This is a genomic window from Luteimicrobium xylanilyticum (assembly GCF_009429125.1).
GTDB classification, from domain to species: Bacteria; Actinomycetota; Actinomycetes; order Actinomycetales; family Cellulomonadaceae; genus Luteimicrobium; species Luteimicrobium xylanilyticum.
In genome coordinates, this window is the sequence record NZ_CP045529.1 from 3,460,691 (window position 1) to 3,478,643 (window position 17,953).

A 17,953-nucleotide genomic window follows, 5' to 3' on the forward strand; every position below is an offset into this window, starting at 1 on the left:
GTCGGGCCTTCGTGGCGCCCGGTCACGACCCGGGCGCGGGTCTCACGTCCCGGCTCAGGGCTGGGGCGCGAGGACGAACGCGGTCCCGGACGCCGCCGGGTCGGTGTCGAGCGTGAGCTTGTCGAGCGCCGGCGCGGTCGCAGCATCCACGAAGACGCGGGCCTCGTCCTCGACGACCACCTGGTCGTCGGCCTGCGGCTGGGGCACGACAGCGAGCTCGAGGCTGCCGGCGACGGACTGCGACTCCGCGATGCGGAGGCCACCGTCAGGGCCGACCCCGGCCTGGGAGGCGAGTCCGACGACAGCGGTACGGGCGTTCTCGGTCAGGGTGAGCATGGCTGCTCCTCTCGTTTCCGGTGAGGGCCGTGCCCCGGGGGGCGGGCCTCGCTGACGTCTCCACCCGAGCATCCGGCCCGACCCCCGAGCAAGCGCTTCGGGGTGTTCTGCCCGGATCTTCCCGCTGAGCGGGACGGGGCGTGCACAGGGTGCGGCGGGTCCTCTAGGGTCCGCGCGACCCGGTGCCGGTGAGCGGGCACCGACCTCCTGGACCCAGGCGGAGGCGCCCCGCGTAGACTCGCCGCGGGCCGGTCAGCCGCGCCCGGGCCTCTAGCTCAATTGGCAGAGCTGCGGACTTTTAATCCGTAGGTTGTGGGTTCGAGCCCCACGGGGCCCACCAGTGTTTCCGACGGCTCCCGGCCCCTGGCTCCACGCGAGGTGCGGCCCACCACGATCAGGAGCCCTCACCGGCGGACGGCAGAGCCTGAACCGACACGCGGGGCAAACCTGACGAGCGTGGCACATCGCGCAAAATCTCGTGACCTTTGCTTCACTGGTACCCGACGCGAGACAGACGGTGCAGATACGTAACGGGTGCGATCGAGGTGCTGGGGTGTTCTGGACGTACGTGACGGACCGCTGGGACCAGATCTGGTTCGCGTCCTGGCAGCACCTGTGGCTCGTGGTCCAGTGCCTCGTCCTCGCGCTGGTGATCACGCTCGTGATCGCGTTCGCCGTCTACCGCGTGCCGTGGGCGAGGGCGCTGGCCAACGGGGTGTCCGCCATCGGCCTCACCATCCCGTCGTTCGCGCTCATCGGGCTACTGATCGCCCCGTTCGGGTTCGGTGTCCTGCCTTCCGTGATCGTCGTGACCTTCTTCGCGACGCTCCCCGTGCTGCGCAACGCCGTCGTCGGCCTCGGGCAGGTGGACCCGCAGATCGTCGAGGCGGCGCGCGGCGTCGGGATGAGCCGCACACGCGTCATGCTCCGCATCGAGCTCCCCCTGGCCTGGCCCGTGATCCTCGCGGGCCTGCGGGTCTCCGCGCAGATGGTCATGGGCATCGCCGCCGTGACCGCGTACGCGCTCGGCCCCGGGCTCGGCGGCTTCATCTTCTCGGGCCTGTCCCGGCTGGGCGGCGCGAACTCCCTGAACTCGGTCGTCGTGGGCGTCGTGGGCGTCGTCCTGCTCGCCTTCGTCCTCGACCTCCTCCTCGTCGGCCTCGGCCGACTGACCGTCTCGCGAGGTATCCGTGTCCGCAGCTGACTCCCCCACGACCGAGGTCTCCGGCCAGAAGATCCTGCTCGACCAGGTCACCAAGACCTACGCGGGCCAGCACGGCGCAGCCGTCGACAACCTGACCCTCGAGATCCCCGCCGGGAAGATCGTCATGCTCGTCGGACCGTCCGGCTGCGGCAAGACGACGACCATGAAGATGATCAACCGCCTGATCGAGCCGACGCGCGGGCGGATCGTCGTCGGCGACGAGGACGTCACGACGATCAAGGGTGACGACCTGCGGCGCCGGATCGGCTACGTCGTCCAGGGCGCCGCCCTGTTCCCGCACATGACCGTCGCGCAGAACATCGCGACCGTCCCGAAGATGCTCGGCTGGTCGAAGGACCGGATCTCCGCGCGCATCGACGACCTCCTCGACCTCGTCTCGCTCGACCCGGCGCTCTACCGCGACCGCTACCCGCGCGAGCTGTCGGGCGGGCAGCAGCAGCGCATCGGCGTCGCCCGGGCGCTCGCCGCCGACCCGCCCGTCCTCCTCATGGACGAGCCGTTCGGCGCGGTCGACCCGATCACCCGCCAGCGGCTCCAGGAGGAGCTCCTGCGCATCCAGGAGGACCTGCAGAAGACGATCGTCATCGTCACCCACGACTTCGACGAGGCGGTCAAGCTCGGGGACTGGATCGTCGTGTTCCGCGAGGGCGGGCACATCGTCCAGTACGACACCCCGGACCGGATCCTCGCCGACCCGGCGGACGAGTTCGTCGAGCACTTCATCGGCTCGGGTGCCGGCCTCAAGCAGCTCACCCTGACCCGCGTGCGGGACGTGCAGCTCGCCGACGCCGTCACGGTGGCCCCGGGGACGTCGTCGGCCGACGCGCTCGCCCGGGCACGGGAGGCGGGGCACGGCCACGTCGTCGTGCTCGACGACCGCGAGCGCCCCCTGCGCTGGCCGAGCCTGCGCAGCCTCGGACGCACCACCCAGGTGCCCGGCGGGCTCGACCCGGACCTGCCCGTCGTCGGCTCGACGGCCACCCTCCAGGACGCGCTCGACACGATGCTCGTCTCGAGCGCCGGCGCGGCGCTCGTGACCGGCCGGCACGACGCGTTCGTCGGGGTCATCACGGTCGAGGTGATCATGGACGCGATCGCCGCGGCGCGCGAGGCCTCCGGGGCGGACGACGAGGACACGCCCATCGGCACCAACGAACGCCCTGAGGAGCCCGCCGCGGCCGAGGAGCCCGCGTGAGCGCCGTCGCCGACGCGACCGCGGCCCCCGGCGCGGGCCCGGACCGCGCACCCGACACGCCGCGCGACACGTCCTGGCGGGGGCTCCTGATCCAGCCGCTCGTCGTCCTCGCGGTCTTCGGCCTCTACCTCGTGTGGCTGAACCGGGCCGACCTCACCGCGACCGAGAGGTCCACGCTCAACGGACACGACCTCCTCCGGTACACCCTGCAGCACCTGTCGCTGACGTTCGTGTCGGCCGTGATCGTGCTCGTCGTGATGATCCCGCTCGGGATCCTCCTGACCCGGCGCCCGTTCGTCCGGGCGAGCGGTGCGGTGCTCGCGGTCGCGAACGTCGGCCAGGCCGCGCCCGCGATCGGGCTCGTCGTGCTGCTCGCGTTCTGGCTCGGGTTCTCCTACTGGACGGCCGTCGTCGCCCTCGTGATCTACGCGGCGCTGCCCGTGCTGCGCAACACCATGCTCGGGATCCAGAGCGTGGACCCGGTGCTCGTCGAGGCCGCGCGCGGGATGGGGATGAGCTCGTTCGGCGTGCTCGTCCGGATCGAGCTGCCGCTCGCCGTCCCGATCATGCTCGCCGGCACCCGGACGGCGCTCGTCCTGCTCGCGGGCTCGGCCGCGCTCGCCACGTTCATCGGCGGCGGCGGGCTCGGCCTGCTGATCACGACCGGCGTGAACCTGTTCCTGCCCCGCGTCCTGGTCTCCGGCGCGCTCCTCATCGCCCTGCTCGCCCTGCTCGTCGACTGGCTGGGCCGCCTCGTCGAGCACGTGGCCCGGCCGAAGGGGCTGGACCGATGAGCCGCGGCGCCCCCACCCCGGCCGGGCTGCGTACCACGGGGCTCCGCGTCGCCGTCGTCGCCCTCACGGCCGCCGTTGGGACGGCCCTCGCGAGCTGCGGCCTGCAGCCCGCGGCGTCGTACGTGCCGAAGGCGGACCCGGGCAGCATCGAGCACATCGAGGGCCTGCCCGACGACGCCGCGATCACCGTCACGGCGAAGAACTTCACCGAGCAGCTCGTGCTCGGCAAGATCGCGGTGATCGCGCTGACGGCCGCGGGCTTCCACGTGACCGACATGACGAACGTCCCCGGCAGCCAGGCCGTGCGCCAGCTCATGCTCGACGGCAAGGCCGACATGACGTTCGAGTACACGGGGACGGCGTGGCTGACCTACCTCGGGCACAAGGAGGGCATCCCCGACCCCGAGAAGCAGTTCGAGGCCGTCCGCGACGCGGACGCCGCCAACGGCCTGACCTGGCTGCCCCCGGCCCCCATGAACAACACGTACGCGCTCGCGGTCCGCGCGGGCGCGGTCGACGAGCTCGGCGGCATCACGAAGCTCTCGCAGCTCAAGGACCTGCCCGTGTCGCAGCGGACGTTCTGCGTCGAGTCCGAGTTCAACTCCCGGCCCGACGGCTTCCGGCCCATGCTCGAGAAGTACGGGCTCAAGCTCGGCTCGTCCGGCAAGGACGGCGTCCCGACGCGGAACGTGAAGATCCTCGACACCGGCACCGTGTACACGGCGACCGCCGACGGGACCTGCAACTTCGGCGAGGTCTTCACGACCGACGGCCGCATCACCTCGCTGAACCTCCAGGTCCTCGCGGACGACAAGGGCTTCTTCCCCGCCTACAACGGGGCCCCCGTCGTGAACACCGCGACGCTCGACGAGTACCCGGGGATCAAGGACGTGTTCTCGGGCCTGACCCCGAAGCTCACCAACGACGTCATGCGGTCCCTCAACCGCAAGGTCGACGTCGACGGCGAGGACCCGGGCGACGTCGCGTTCGACTGGATGGTCTCCGAGGGGTTCGTCACCGCCCCCTGACGTGCGGGGCCGGTGTGTTCCCCGCCCGACCCCGCGCGGTAACGACGCCGAAACAGCCGCTCGGTAGCGTCGCCGGCACGAGGTCGCCCGCACGCGGCGGCCGGCCGGGTCGAACGACGTCGAGCGGGAGGAGGCGAGCCGCGATGCAGCTCCCGCAGCCCCGGTGCTCGTCGTCCGGCCCGTCCTGCTGGAACCGGGGCACCATCGCCCACGGGCATCCGAGCGTCTGAGCCCCGTGGCGCCTCGTCGGCGCCCCGGGCATCCCGCCCGACGACGGCCCCCACCGTGCGTCATCGTCGCAGCCCTCGCTCGCCGCACCCCCGAAGGAGCCTCCCGTGTCCTTGCTGACCCCTGACGCACCCGCCGCCACCGCGGCCCCGCTCCCCCTCCCCCGCAACCTCACGTTCGAGCCCGACGACTGGCGGGTCCTGACCCGCTTCTGGTACCCCGTCGCGAAGAGCGACGAGGTCACCGAGGGCCCGCTCGGCGCCACGCTGCTCGACGTGCCGCTCGTCGTGTACCGGTTCGACGGCGAGGTCGTCGTCGCCGACAACCTGTGTACGCACCGCGGCATGATGCTGAGCCTCGGCGAGGACCAGCAGGACGGGAAGGGCATCAAGTGCCCGTACCACGGGCTGCGCTTCGGGGCGGCGGGCCGCTGCACCGCGATCCCCGCCCACCCGGACGACAAGATCCCCGAGCGGATGCACCTGCGCGCGTACGGCGCCGTCGAGCGCTACGGGCTGGTGTGGGCGTGCCTGGCCGCCGCGCCGGGCGACGAGCCCGACATCCCGCCGGTCCCGCACTGGGACGACGCCGGCTTCCAGCAGATCAACTGCCCGTGGATCGACATCGAGGCGTTCGCGGGACGCCAGGTCGAGGGGTTCCTCGACGTCGCGCACTTCGCGTTCGTGCACGAGAAGTCGTTCGCGGACTCGTCCAACCCGGTCGTGCCCGACTACACGCCCGTCTCGACGCCGGACGGCTTCGAGACCGAGTACTGGTCGAGCATGGGCAACGTCCCCCTCGGCGTCGAGGCCGACATCCCCGACGGGTTCCTCTGGCTGCGCCACTACCGCCTGCACGTGCCGTTCACCGCGTCGCTGGTGGTGCACTTCCCCGAGGGCGCGCGCCTCAGCATGATGAACGCCGCGTCGCCCGTCTCGGCGCGCAAGACCCGCCTGTTCGACGCGCGGTGCCGCAACTTCGACACCGACAAGCCCGTCCAGGACGTCTACGACTTCAACCGGCAGGTCTTCGAGGAGGACCGGGCCATGGTCGAGAACCAGAAGCCCGAGAACCTCCCCCTCGACCCGAAGCTCGAGGTGCACATCCCCGCCGACCGGTCGTCGATCGCCTACCGCCGCTCGCTGCGCGACGTGGGCCTGAGCGCGTTCTTCACGGCATGAGTGCCCCGGAGCTCCTGGACGTCGTCGTCGGACGGGTCGTGGCGGACGGCGAGCGCGTCGTGCTCGTCGAGCTGCTGCCCGACGGCGCGGGCCACCTCCCGCCGTTCGAGGCCGGCGCGCACGTCGACCTGCACGTGGGCGGCTTCGTCCGGCAGTACTCGCTCCTCGGCAGCGACGACGACCCGGACCGCTACGTCGTCGGCGTGCTCCGCGAGCGGGCGGGCCGGGGTGGGTCGGCCGCCGTCCACGACACCGTGCGGCCGGGGACCCGGCTGCAGGTCTCGGCCCCCCGGAACACGTTCGCGCTCGACCCGGACGCCGAGCACAGCGTCCTCGTGGCGGGTGGGATCGGGCTGACGCCGCTCGTCGCGATGGCCGAGCGCCTGCACCGGGAGGGCCGATCGTTCGAGCTGCACGTGTACACACGGTCGCCCGGCACCTTGCCGCTCGCCGCGCACCTCGGCTCGCGCCCCTGGCGCGACCGGGTGGTCACGCACTTCAGCTCGTACGGCGACAGCTTCCGCGGCAACGCACCCGCCGTCGTCCCGCGGCCGCGACCGGGCTTCGCGCTCTACGTGTGCGGCCCGCTCGGCCTCACCGCGTCGGCGACGGCGTGCGCGTCGGCGCTCGAGTGGCCGCGCGCCGACGTGCACGTCGAGCACTTCGAGCGGTCTGTGCCCGTCGAGACGGGCGGCGAGGCGTTCACGGTCGTGGCCGCGTCGTCGGGCCGCGCGATGCCGGTCGGCGAGGACGAGACCATCGCCGCGGTGCTGCAGCGGCACGGCTACGACGTCGTCCTGTCGTGCGAGCAGGGCATCTGCGGCTCGTGCCTCACGGGCGTCGTCGACGGGGTCCCGGAGCACCGCGACGAGGTGCAGACCGCCGACGAGCACGCCGCGAACACGCAGGTCAACGTGTGCTGCTCGCGCTCGCAGACCCCCGTCCTGACCCTGGCCGTCTGACCGCGGCCGACCCGACCGTCCGATCCGAGCGAGAGAAGGCCCCATGACGCCTGCATCCCGACGCTTCACCCTCACGGTGTTCTGCGGGTCCGCGCCCGGCCACGACCCGCTGTACCGCGCAGCGGCCGTGGCCGTCGGGCAGGGGCTCGCCCGGCACGGCATGGACCTCGTCTACGGCGGCGGCCACGTGGGCCTCATGGGCGCCGTGGCCGACGCCGCCCTGCGGGCGGGAGCGCACGTCACCGGGGTCATCCCCACCGCGCTCCAGGCCCGCGAGGCCGTGCACGAGGAGCTCACCGACCTCGTCCTGGTCGACTCGATGCACGAGCGCAAGACGATCATGTCCGAGCGCGCCGACGGCTTCCTCGCGCTCCCCGGCGGCCCCGGCACGCTCGAGGAGCTCACCGAGCAGTGGACGTGGGCTCAGCTCGGGCTGCACGAGAAGCCGTGCGGCGTCCTCAACGTCGGCGGGTACTTCGACCCGCTCCTGGCGTTCGTCGCGGGGATGCGCGACCGCGGGTTCACGCACCCGCGGTACGTCGACATGCTCGTCGTGGCGGACGACGTCGACGACGCCCTCGAACGCCTGCGGACGTACCGGCCGCCCGCACGCTCCGACGCCTCGCCCGGCGCCGAGATGGCGGACCGGATGGCTGCGACGGTGGCACCGTGACCACGACCACCCCGAAGGCGACGACCACGACCACCACGACGACCGCCGTGCCCGCCCTCCAGCCGGGCGAGGGACCGGTGCGCGCCCCGGTGTACCTGAGCGCCGAGCCGCCGCACGTGCTGTGGGGCCGGCTCCCCTGCGCGTCCGACACCCCCGTCCTGACGATCGACCCCGGCACCGAGGTCACCATCGACACCATCAGCCACGAGGGCCTGCTCGAGGACCAGGGCCGCGACCCGCTCGCGTTCTTCGCGGGTCACGGCGTCGAGCCGGACGAGGTCCTCGCGGACGGGATCGCGCTCGCCGCCTCGCGGAGCCCCCGCGACCCGGACGACGACGGCCCGCACGTCGTCACGGGTCCGATCGCGGTGCGCGGGGCCCAGCCGCGCGACGTGCTCACCATGACGGTCGTGGAGACGGTCCCGCGCGTGGGGTACGGCGTCGTGTCGAACCGGCACGGTCGCGGCGCGCTCCCGGGCGAGCTGCCCGAGGGACCCGGGACCGTGAGCGTGTTCACCCGGCTCGCCCCCGACGACGGTGCGCCCGGCGCGTACCGGCTCAGCATGCCGCGGGGCCGCGACGGGCGGACGGTCGAGTTCCCGGCCGCGCCGTTCCTCGGGATCATGGGCGTCGCGACCGCGACCGAGGCGCGCGCGCACTCCGTCCCGCCCGGGCCGCACGGCGGCAACGTCGACATCCGTCTGCTCACCGCGGGCTCGGCGCTCCACCTGCCGGTGCAGGTGCCGGGCGCGCTCGCCTACGTCGGGGACCCCCACTTCGCGCAGGGGGACGGCGAGGTCGCGCTGACCGCCGTCGAGGGCTCGCTGCGGGCCACGGTGCGGTTCGACGTCATGCCTGCGGCGATCGCGGAGGAACGGTTCGGGCGGCTCGACGGCCCGCTCGTCGAGACCCCGACGCATCTGGTGCCGACCGGGCTCGACGAGGACCTCGACGAGGCGGTGCGCCAGTGCGTCCGCCACGCCATCGACCTCCTCACGGCGCGATTCGGCTTCGACCGCGCGCACGCCCTGGCCTACCTGAGCGCGTCGACGGACTTCGACATCTCCCAGGTCGTCGACCGCGTCAAGGGCGTGCACGCCCGCATCGCCATCGCGGAGGTGGCATGAGCGGCGCGGCGACCTTCGAGGGCGACCCGGCCCCCGCCGGCCTCACCGAGGCGTTCTGGGCGTACGAGGCCGCGCTGATGGCCGACGACGTCGGCGCCCTCGACCGGCTTTTCGCCCCGGGCCCGGAGACCTTGAGGGGCGACGCGTCCGGGCTGCTCGTCGGGCACGACCGCATCGCGGCGTTCCGCGCGGCCCGCGGCGGGGCCCCCAGGCGCACCATCACGCAGGTCCACGTGCGGCGCGCCGCGGACGACGCCGCCCTGGTCGTCGCCGTGACCCGGAACGACGCGGGCGGCGTCGGCCAGCAGACCCAGCTCTGGCGGCGGAGCGCGGCGGGCTGGCAGGTCGCCGCGGCGCACGTGAGCCACACGCCGTCCGGGGCGCTCGACCCGAGCGTGTGGCGCGTCGCAGGGACCCCGCTCGTCGCGGGCCGGCCGGACGGGCCGCTGCGCGGGCGGAGCGTCGCGGTCAAGGACCTGTTCGCGGTCGCGGGGCACGCGATCGGGGCGGGCGTACCGTCGTTCCTCACCGGGCGCACGGTCGAGCCTGCGCACGCGCCCGCCGTGCAGGCGCTGCTCGACGCGGGGGCGAGCGTCGTCGGGATCGCGCGCACCGACGAGCTCGCGTACAGCGTCGCGGGCCGCAACCCGCACTACGGCACCCCCGTCAACCCGGCCGTCCCCGGGGGCCTTCCGGGGGGCTCGTCGAACGGTCCCGCGACGGCGGTCGCCCTCGGCCAGGCCGACGTCGGGCTCGCGACCGACACGGCGGGCTCGATCCGCGTCCCGGCGTCCTACCAGGGCCTGTGGGGTCTGCGGACGACGCACGGCGCGGTCCCCCGCGACGGCCTCGTCCCGCTGGCGCCGCGCTACGACACCGTGGGCTGGCTCGCCCGCGACGCCGCGACCCTCCTCGACGTCGCGTGCGTCGGCCTCGCGGGGGCACCCCAGCGCGCCGGGGCCGGCCGCCTCGCCGTCGTCGACCTGTGGTCGGCGGGGCTGGAGGAGCCGGTCGCCGCCGCGTTCCGTGACGCGGTCGCAGCCCTCGGGCCGGCCGGCTTCGACGTCGACCCCGTCGCGGTGGACGTCGGCGACCTCGGCGAGCTGTACGAGGCGTTCCGGGTCACGCAGGCGTTCGAGGCGTGGCAGCAGCACGGCGCCTGGGTCGAGGCGCACCCTGGCGCGCTCGGCACGGAGGTCGCCGCCCGCTTCGCGGCCGCCTCCCGGGTCACCGCCGACGAGGCCGCCGCAGCCGACCGCGCCGTCACCGAGGCCTGCGACCGGATCGAGGACCGCGCCGCGGGACGGGTCCTCCTGCTCCCCTCGACGTCGTCGCCCGCCCCCGACGCGGCCGCGCCGTCGGCGGTCGTCGAGGCGAGCCGCGCGGCGACGCTGCGCCTCACGTGCGTGGCCGGGATCACCGGCCGTCCGGCCGTCTCCGCGCCCGTGCTGACGGTCGACGGCGCGCCCGTCGGTCTCGGGCTCGTCGGCGCGCGCGACGGCGACCTCGCGACCCTCGCGCTCGCCCGGCAGGTCGCGGCCGCGCTGCGACCCGCGCGCCGCGAGGAGGCCACCGAGGAGACCACGTCGCCCCGACCCGAGAGGATGGGCGCATGACGACGCTCGACACCCGTGCCCCCGCCACGGCAACGCCCTCGCCTGCGATCGACCCGCCGCGCCGGCTCCTCATGGGCCCCGGTCCCATCGACGCCGACCCGCGGGTCCTGCGCGCGATGTCCGCCTCGCTCGTCGGCCAGTACGACCCCGTGATGACGCAGTACATGGCGCAGACGCAGGAGCTGTACCGCACCGTCTTCCGGACCACCAACGACGCGACCCTCCTGGTCGACGGCACGTCCCGCGCCGGGATCGAGGCGGCGATCGTGTCGCTCGTCTCCCCCGGCGACCGCGTCCTCGTCCCGGTGTTCGGACGGTTCGGGCACCTGCTCCGCGAGATCGCGGAGCGCGCCGGGGCCGAGGTGCACGTGATCGAGCGCGAGTGGGGCACCGTCTTCCCGACGTCCGAGCTCGTGGCCGCGCTCGACGAGGTCCGGCCGCACCTGCTCGCGCTCGTGCACGGCGACACCTCGACGACCGTCGCGCAGCCGCTCGAGGAGATCGGCGCCGTCTGCCGCGAACGGGGCGTGCTGCTGTACGCCGACGTCACCGCGTCGCTCGGGGGCAACACGTTCGCGATGGACGGCTGGGGCGTGGACGCCGCGACCGCGGGCCTCCAGAAGTGCCTCGCCGGCCCGTCGGGGTCGTCGCCCGTGAGCCTGTCCGACCGTGCAGTGGAGGTCGTCCGGCGCAGGTCCAGCGTCGAGGCCGGGCTCCGCGTCCTCACGGACGACGACCCCGACGCCGTCGACCGGATCCGCTCCAACTACCTCGACCTGGGGCAGATCCTCGAGTACTGGGGGCCGCGGCGGCTGAACCACCACACCGAGGCGACCTCGATGCTCTACGCCGCGCACGAGTGCGCGCGCCTGCTCGCCGAGGAGGGCATGGACGCGGCCGTCGCCCGGCACGCGCTGCACGGCTCGGCGATGGTCGCGGGGCTGAGCGGGCTCGGGCTGCGGCTCTTCGGCGACCAGGCGCACCGGATGAACAACGTCGTCGGGGTGGAGATCCCCGACGGGATCGACGGCGAGGCCGCGCGGGCCGCGCTGCTCCGGGACTTCGCGATCGAGATCGGGACGTCGTTCGGGCCGCTGCACGGGCGGATCTGGCGGGTCGGCGTGATGGGCTACAACGCCCGGCGCGACACGGTCCTCACGACGCTCGCCGCGCTCGAGCACGTGCTGCGGACCGCCGGCGTCCCCGTCACCGCGGGCGCCGGCGTCGGCGCCGCGCTCGAGCGCTACGCGGACGCGGCATGACCGCGACGTCCGTGGCGCGGGGCGCGACCACCGAGGCGGCCGCGCGGATCATGGCCCGCGCCGACGAGCTCGGCGCGATCAGCAGCCGGGCCGACGCGCTCGAGCGCACCCACCTCACCCCCGAGCACCGCGTGGCCGCGGACCTCGTCGGGGCGTGGATGCGGGAGGCCGGGCTGACCGTCCACGAGGACGCGGCCGGGAACGTGTGCGGCCGCATCGAGGGGCTGCGGCCCGGCCTGCCCGCCGTGCTGCTGGGCTCCCACATCGACACCGTGCCCGACGCCGGCCGGTACGACGGGCCGCTCGGCGTGCTGCTCGCGATCGAGGTCGCGCGAGGCGTGCGGGCCGGCGCGCTGCCGTTCGCGCTCGAGGTCGTCGCGTTCTCCGACGAGGAAGGCACCCGGTTCGCCAGCGCGCTCAGCGGGTCACGGGCACTCGCCGGGTCGTGGGTCGAGGACTGGTGGAGCTTCGCCGACGCCGACGGCGTGACCCTCGCCGACGCGTTCACCGCGTACGGGCTCGACCCCGGCAGGGTCGCAGACGCCGCCCGCAGACCGGGCTCTGTGCTCGCCTACCTCGAGGCACACATCGAGCAGGGCCCGCACCTCGAGGACGCCGACCTGCCGCTCGCCGTCGTGTCGTCGATCGCCGGGGCACGCCGGTTCGCGCTCACCGTCACCGGGCACGCCGGGCACGCGGGCGGCACCCCGTACGAGCGGCGCCGCGACGCGCTCGTCGGCGCCGCCGAGCTCGTGCTCGAGGTCGAGCGGGTCGGGCGGTCGTCCGGCGTCGTCGCGACCGTCGGGCAGCTTCAGGCCTTCCCGGGCGGGGTCAACGTCGTGCCGGGCCGAGTCGAGCTCAGCCTCGACCTGCGCGCCGAGGACGACGCCTCGCGCGACGCCGCCTGGGACCGGATCCGGACGGCGGCGGAGCGGATCGCCGCGGCACGCTCGCTGCGTTTCGACGCGGCCGAGACGTACCGCGCCGACGCCGTGGCCTGCGCACCGTGGCTCCAGGACGCCGTCCGCACCGGCGCGCAGGGAGCCGGCGTCGCCGACCCGCCGGTCCTGTGGTCCCGCGCCGGCCACGACGCCATGGTCGTCGCGGGACTCGCACCCGTCGGGATGCTGTTCGTCCGCAACGGCAACGGCGGAGTCAGTCACAGCCCGGACGAGATCGTCACGGAGGCCGACGTCGCCGTCGCGCTCGACGCCTTCGCCGCCACCGTGGCCCAGCTCGCCCGCCGGCTCGAGCCCGGCGACACGTCGACGGCCGCCACGGACGAGGACCGGGCACCGGAGGCCGGCGCGTGACCCGCGGCCCGGCTGCCGATCACGCCACGCTCGCCGCCGACCTCACCACGCTCACCGGCGACGACCTCGCCGCGAGGCTGCGTCCGGCGCTCGCGGTGCGGCGCTGGGTCGACGACGTCGTGGCCGGATCCCCGTACCCGACCGTGGACGAGCTCGTCGACGCGGCAGTCACGGCAGCCACTCCGCTCACGGACACCGAGATCGACGAGGCCCTCGCGGCGCACCCCCGGATCGGCGAGCGCCCGACCACGACCCACGGCGACGCCGAGGCCCGCTTCTCACGAACCGAGCAGGCGTCGTCGGACGCGGACGACGCCGACCTCGCCGCCCGGCTGGCCGAGGGGAACCGCACCTACGAGGAGCGCTTCGGCCGAGTCTTCCTGATCCGCGCCGCGGGCCGGTCGCGCGCCGAGATCCTGGCCGAGCTGGACCGGCGGCTCACGCTCGACGACGCCGAGGAGCGCGCGACGGTCGGCGAGCAGCTCCGGGAGATCATGACGCTCCGCCTGCGCGCGACGTTCGCCGACACCGCGGAGACGAGGTCGATCGGTGCGCCGAACGATTCTCCGGGCGACGCCCCGGCCGTCCCGGTCGTCCCGGCCGGCTCTCGCGAGGTCCCGAGCCTCGTCACCACGCACGTGCTCGACACGGCGGCAGGCCGACCTGCGGCGGGCGTCCCGGTCCGTCTGGAAGCGCTCGGCGGCGACGGCTGGCACGAGGTCGGCACGGGCATCACCGACGACGACGGCCGCGTCCGGAACCTCGGGCCAGGCACGCTCGCCCCGGGCCGCCACCGTCTGACGTTCGACACGGAGGCCTACCTCACGTCCCACGGCCTCGCCGTCTTCTTCCCCGAGGCGACGATCACCTTCGTCGTCGCTCCCGACGACGTCCACCTCCACGTCCCCCTGCTGCTGAGCCCGTTCGGCTACTCGACCTATCGCGGCAGCTGAGTTCAGCAACGCGACGCACCGAGGCAGCAGCTCGCGACAACACGACGCACCGACGCACCGACGCACCGAAGCCGATCCGGGGCAGACCAGTGCCAGAGCTCCCTTGCTTACTCGGTGCGCAGCGCTCAGCACTCGGCTCGGCACGCGGCTCCCGGCTCCCGGCTCCCGGCTCCCGGCTCAGCCCGAGCGCGACGATCGGTGGGCCCGGTCAACCATCTGTCGCCGTCTGATCAATCGTCTGGAGCTGTCTCCGGCCGCGAGGGTCGACTTGGGGCGACGAGGGGACAGACGTACGCCCACGCAGCTAGACACCAATCCAACCAAGACAACCAAGACAACCAACCAAGCCGAGCAGGCAGGACGAGCAGGCAGGACGAGCAGCAAGCACGACCGATCGTGCACGTTGAGCCCGACGGCGGCGAGGAACGACGCGTCAGAAGGGCGGGTCGCAGTCGTCGCGTGCCGACGCTCCGGGGCAGGTCTGCCTGGAACGCGCTGGTGGTGCTGCGGCTGACGATGCATCCGATGCAGCCGGTGCTGCCGGTGCTCCCGGTGCTCCGGGTGCTCCCGGTGCTCCCGGTGGCGATCGTCTCGGGGCTCTCGGTGTCGGTGTCGGTGAAGCCGGGGCAGGCGGGGCCGCTCGCCACGTCCGGGCCAGTGGTGGTTGGTGGCTGCTGGGTCCCCTCGGCAGGGTCGGGGCGGTCGGCAGGGTCGGGTCGGTGGGTCTGGCGGGGACGGTGTACCGGTGCCCGGAGGGGGCGGTCCAGGTGATCGCGCCGCTGCCGGGGTCGCGGTGGGTGGACCATCCGCCGTGGGTCTTGGCGTTGTGGTGGGCGCGGCACACGGGGTGCAGGTTGTCGGCCCGGGTCTGCCCGGGGGTGGACCGTCTCGGGTCGAACGGGTCGACGTGGTCGAGGTCGCACCGGGTGGCGGGGACCTGGCAGCCGGGGAAGGTGCACGTGGTGTCGCGGGTGCGGACCAGGTCGCCCAGCACGACGCCGGGCCGGTAACCGGTCCGCGACACGTCGGTCGCGGCACCGGTGACGGGGTCGGTCAGGATCCGGCGCCAGGTCGGGTCGCCGTCGGACGCGAGCACCCGGGCGACCGTAGCGGGGACGGGCCCGTAGCCGGCCAGGTCGGCCGGGGACTCGTCCAGCCCGAGCAGCGTGCTCGCCGCGACCGTGACGTTGACGACGGTGCGCACTCCTGCGGCCGGTGCGCTGCCTTCGGTGACGAGGTCGGTGAGCGTGTCCGCACGGACCTGCGCCACCGTGCGCGTCTCCCCGGCCGCCCGGACCCTTTCTCGGGACGCCGCGTCGAGCCGCGCCCACACGCGTGCGGCGTCGGCGGCAGGCAGGAGCGCGGTCAGCCAGGCCATCTGGTCCGGTGCGGGGTCGATCCACACGTGCCGGCGTTCCGCGGCCGCTGCGGCACGCTCGACGGCGCCGTCGGGGTCGGCCTCGATCGCTGCCCGGCGGAGCCGGTCACGCAGCTGGGCCGGGGTCAGCCCGGTCGCCGGGCCGGGCGCGGCGGCGGTGCCGACCAGCTCACCGGCGACGCGTTCGCGCACCGCGGCCGGGACCGCGTCGTAGCAGACCAGGACGTCCGCGCGGGCGGCGTCGATCCGTCCCTCGGCCAGAGCGTCGGCGACCTCGGGTGCCCGGCCGAGCCCCGTCGCGCGGCCCACCAGGGCCGTCGCGGTGCGCCGCGAGGTCACCAACGCTGCCGTCAGCTCGTGCACGACGGCGTCCGCGGCCTGCGAGGAGGACCCGCCCCGCGCGAGGAGCTCGCCGACCACCCGGGCCTGCTCGGCCGCCGCCCACGACGCGACCTGCTGCCACGCCACGACCGCGTCGACGAGAGCGTCGTCCGACATCGACGACACGTCCGCCCCCACGAGCCGACGCACCACGTCCAGGACGGCCTCGTCGGCAGACGAACCGCCCGAGGCCCGCGACGAGAGGCCGCCCTGCTGGGCCGACCGCGTCACGCGAGCGTCGGTGGCGTCGGTGGCGTCGGTGGCGTCGGTGGCGTCGGTGGCGTCGGTGGCGTCGGTGGCGTCGGTGGCGTCGGGATGATGGTGGTGCACCGCGTTGGTCACCTCAAGCGCCTTCAGCATGACGCTCGCCAACGCGAGCTCGACGAACGAGGTTCGTGCCGCGATGGGGTCCGCCGAGCGAAGCTCGCCGGCCGGTTCGACCGCGGCCGCGTGCAGCGAGGCGACGACGGGATGGGTCGCCACCTCGGGAACACCGCGCGAGTCGAACATGTGTTCGATTCTAGAGCACGAGAGCGACCGCCGCCAGGGTCCCGTGCAAGCCTGTGGATCGCGGACCGTGACGCTCGGTCCTGGCGCGGCAGCACCCGCGCCGCCTCGCAGCCCAGCCGGCGAGCCCGGCTCGTCGCCTGCGAGCCCGGGGTCCGCATGCGAGACCGCAGTAGCCGTCGGCTCCCTCTCCGCCGGCCGGCAACCTGTCGTCACGTCACCGCATCGCACCCCGCCCGCGGTGGTTCACCGGCCGGCCACCACCCACCAGCCGACGGGAAGCGTCGACGGGCGGCGTCGGCGCCCGACGCACGGCGCCCGACACCCGACGCACGGCGTACGCCGAATGTCAGTACTCGACCCGCGACGCGTGCACCGACCACCGTTCGAAGGGCAGGGTCGCGGTCGCGATCCGCTGCTCGGCGACGCGCGGCAGCTCCCACGAGTCGCGGTCGGTCGCGAGTCGCGCATAGAACTCGTCGTCGTCGAAGCCGGCGCGGGCGGCGTCGGTCCGGTCGGCGGCGAACACGACCCGGTCGATCCGCGCCCACAGGGCCGCGGACAGGCACAGCGGGCACGGTTCGCACGAGCTGTAGAGGGTGGTCCCGCCGAGGTCGAACGTCCCGAGCGCCCGCCCGGCGGCCCGCACGGCGTTGACCTCCGCGTGCGCCGTGGGGTCGTTGTCGCGCGTGACGCTGTTCGCGCCCTCGGCGACGAGCCTCCCGGCCTGCACGACGACCGCCCCGAACGGCCCGCCCCCGGCCGCGACGTTCGCGACGGCGAGCTCGACGCTGCGGGCGAGCCAGGCTGCGTCGTCGGCGGGCCAGGCGGCGGGCCCACCGGCCAGCCCACCGGCGGGCCCACCATCCAGCCCACCAGCAGGCCCACCAGCAGGAGCCGACGGCGGCACGTGTACCGCGGTCATCGGGTCACCGTCGCTTCGATCAGCCCGTAGGGGCGGTCGTCGGCGTGGAACACCTCGCCGGCGTTCTCCTGGTCGGTGTCGTACCGCGAGAAGTCGTACAGGAAGTGGTGCTTGTTGGGCGCGACGAGCGAGATCGACTCGATCTCGGGCACGGCGTCGAGCACGGCGCCGCCGATGTGCCACAGCGTCTGCTGCAGCGCGAGCGAGTGGAGGGTCGCGAAGGTCCCGACGACGGCAGCCCGGACGGCCGCGTAGGCGACGTCCCAGTCGGGTGGGGTGGCGGCGAACCCCCACGTCGCGTCGATGGCGGTCGCAAGGATCCGGTCCTTGGTCTCCTCGAGCGTGGTGAAGCCGTCGGTGAGGAAGTCGTGGAACTCGCTGCCGGTCGACTTGAGGATGACGAGGTTGCGGATGCCACCGCCGACGTGGACGGTCTGCTCCTCGCCCTTCCCGTCGACCGTCACCGTGACCGTCCGGTTCTCCGGGCCCCGGCGCACCCAGGTGTGGTCGTGCTCCTCGCCGTCGACGACGACCCGCTCCCAGTCGTCCACGACGACGTCGACGCGCGCGCCGTGGATGGGCTCGACGTCGTCGACGAAGTGCTTCGCGAGCGCGACGCCGTAGTCCTCGACCGTCCCGCCGCCGTGCTGCTTGGCGTACACGAACGCGGTGTTCTTCTGGGTGTCGGTGGGCAGCACCTTCGACTGGTCGCCGGTGAGGTACGCGTCCTCGAACGCGCCGCGCATGGCGGTCGTGACGGTGAGGTCGCGGATCTCGTGCCGCGGGCTGTCGCGGTAGATCCGGACGATGTGGTTCTCCGCCTTGCCGTACTGGTGGCTCGTGAGGGTGTAGGTCATGGGTTCCTCCTC

Annotated in this window: 16 protein-coding genes and 1 tRNA gene; 13 read left to right on the forward strand and 4 right to left on the reverse strand. The window is 74.0% G+C overall.

Features of this window, described 5'->3' with window-relative positions:
- Positions 1–54: 54 nt before the first annotated feature.
- Entirely contained in the window at positions 55–336 is a 282-nt protein-coding gene (locus KDY119_RS15350) for an iron-sulfur cluster assembly accessory protein (protein ID WP_153022507.1), read from the reverse strand.
- 264 nt (positions 337–600) lie between these two features.
- On the opposite strand from KDY119_RS15350, the gene KDY119_RS15355 reads away from it, so the two are divergent.
- From KDY119_RS15355 to uraD, 13 genes are all read left to right on the forward strand, one after another.
- Positions 601–676: transfer RNA gene (locus KDY119_RS15355), tRNA-Lys, on the forward strand.
- A 213-nt stretch (positions 677–889) separates the two neighbouring features.
- Complete coding sequence (locus tag KDY119_RS15360; protein WP_036947440.1) at positions 890–1,540, forward strand: ABC transporter permease; 651 nt, start codon at positions 890–892, stop codon at positions 1,538–1,540.
- A complete protein-coding gene (locus KDY119_RS15365) occupies positions 1,527–2,756 on the forward strand; it encodes an ATP-binding cassette domain-containing protein (RefSeq protein WP_036947441.1) in 1,230 nt (409 codons plus the stop codon). Before KDY119_RS15360 ends, KDY119_RS15365 begins: the two co-directional genes overlap by 14 nt.
- Positions 2,753–3,550 carry an ABC transporter permease gene (locus KDY119_RS15370; RefSeq protein WP_153022508.1) on the forward strand — a complete coding sequence of 266 codons (798 nt, stop codon included), beginning with the start codon at positions 2,753–2,755 and terminating at the stop codon, positions 3,548–3,550. Before KDY119_RS15365 ends, KDY119_RS15370 begins: the two co-directional genes overlap by 4 nt.
- Entirely contained in the window at positions 3,547–4,578 is a 1,032-nt protein-coding gene (locus tag KDY119_RS15375) for a glycine betaine ABC transporter substrate-binding protein (protein ID WP_036947443.1), read from the forward strand. The genes KDY119_RS15370 and KDY119_RS15375 overlap by 4 nt, the downstream gene beginning before the upstream one ends.
- 335 nt (positions 4,579–4,913) lie before the next feature.
- Positions 4,914–5,987 (forward strand): aromatic ring-hydroxylating oxygenase subunit alpha, encoded by a 1,074-nt coding sequence (locus tag KDY119_RS15380; protein ID WP_322619622.1) that lies wholly within the window; start codon positions 4,914–4,916, stop codon positions 5,985–5,987.
- On the forward strand, positions 5,984–6,949 hold the full coding sequence (locus KDY119_RS15385; protein WP_051136298.1) for a PDR/VanB family oxidoreductase: 966 nt from the start codon (positions 5,984–5,986) through the stop codon (positions 6,947–6,949). The genes KDY119_RS15380 and KDY119_RS15385 overlap by 4 nt, the downstream gene beginning before the upstream one ends.
- A 43-nt stretch (positions 6,950–6,992) precedes the next feature.
- Positions 6,993–7,622, forward strand: a complete 630-nt coding sequence (locus KDY119_RS15390) for an LOG family protein (protein ID WP_036947444.1) — start codon at positions 6,993–6,995, stop codon at positions 7,620–7,622.
- A complete protein-coding gene (locus tag KDY119_RS15395; protein WP_083890649.1) occupies positions 7,619–8,749 on the forward strand; it encodes an acetamidase/formamidase family protein in 1,131 nt (376 codons plus the stop codon). Before KDY119_RS15390 ends, KDY119_RS15395 begins: the two co-directional genes overlap by 4 nt.
- Positions 8,746–10,365 carry an AtzH-like domain-containing protein gene (locus KDY119_RS15400; RefSeq protein ID WP_153022509.1) on the forward strand — a complete coding sequence of 540 codons (1,620 nt, stop codon included), beginning with the start codon at positions 8,746–8,748 and terminating at the stop codon, positions 10,363–10,365. Before KDY119_RS15395 ends, KDY119_RS15400 begins: the two co-directional genes overlap by 4 nt.
- The gene (locus KDY119_RS15405) at positions 10,362–11,627 is read left to right on the forward strand and encodes a pyridoxal-phosphate-dependent aminotransferase family protein (RefSeq protein ID WP_083890650.1); all 1,266 of its coding nucleotides are present in this window, start codon (positions 10,362–10,364) and stop codon (positions 11,625–11,627) included. Before KDY119_RS15400 ends, KDY119_RS15405 begins: the two co-directional genes overlap by 4 nt.
- On the forward strand, positions 11,624–12,940 hold the full coding sequence (locus KDY119_RS15410; protein ID WP_083890651.1) for an allantoate amidohydrolase: 1,317 nt from the start codon (positions 11,624–11,626) through the stop codon (positions 12,938–12,940). The genes KDY119_RS15405 and KDY119_RS15410 overlap by 4 nt, the downstream gene beginning before the upstream one ends.
- The gene (gene uraD, locus KDY119_RS19365; RefSeq protein ID WP_322619623.1) at positions 12,937–13,893 is read left to right on the forward strand and encodes a 2-oxo-4-hydroxy-4-carboxy-5-ureidoimidazoline decarboxylase; all 957 of its coding nucleotides are present in this window, start codon (positions 12,937–12,939) and stop codon (positions 13,891–13,893) included. Before KDY119_RS15410 ends, uraD begins: the two co-directional genes overlap by 4 nt.
- Positions 13,894–14,326: 433 nt before the next feature.
- Here uraD and KDY119_RS19300 read toward each other — a convergent pair whose 3' ends face one another.
- The 3 genes from KDY119_RS19300 to pucL form a co-directional block, all read right to left on the reverse strand.
- On the reverse strand, positions 14,327–16,162 hold the full coding sequence (locus KDY119_RS19300; protein ID WP_153022510.1) for an HNH endonuclease signature motif containing protein: 1,836 nt from the start codon (positions 16,160–16,162) through the stop codon (positions 14,327–14,329).
- A gap of 346 nt (positions 16,163–16,508) precedes the next feature.
- The gene (locus KDY119_RS15425; RefSeq protein ID WP_153022511.1) at positions 16,509–17,084 is read right to left on the reverse strand and encodes a nucleoside deaminase; all 576 of its coding nucleotides are present in this window, start codon (positions 17,082–17,084) and stop codon (positions 16,509–16,511) included.
- On the reverse strand, positions 17,081–17,941 hold the full coding sequence (gene pucL / locus KDY119_RS15430) for a factor-independent urate hydroxylase (RefSeq protein WP_036947449.1): 861 nt from the start codon (positions 17,939–17,941) through the stop codon (positions 17,081–17,083). Before pucL ends, KDY119_RS15425 begins: the two co-directional genes overlap by 4 nt.
- Positions 17,942–17,953 lie beyond the last annotated feature (12 nt).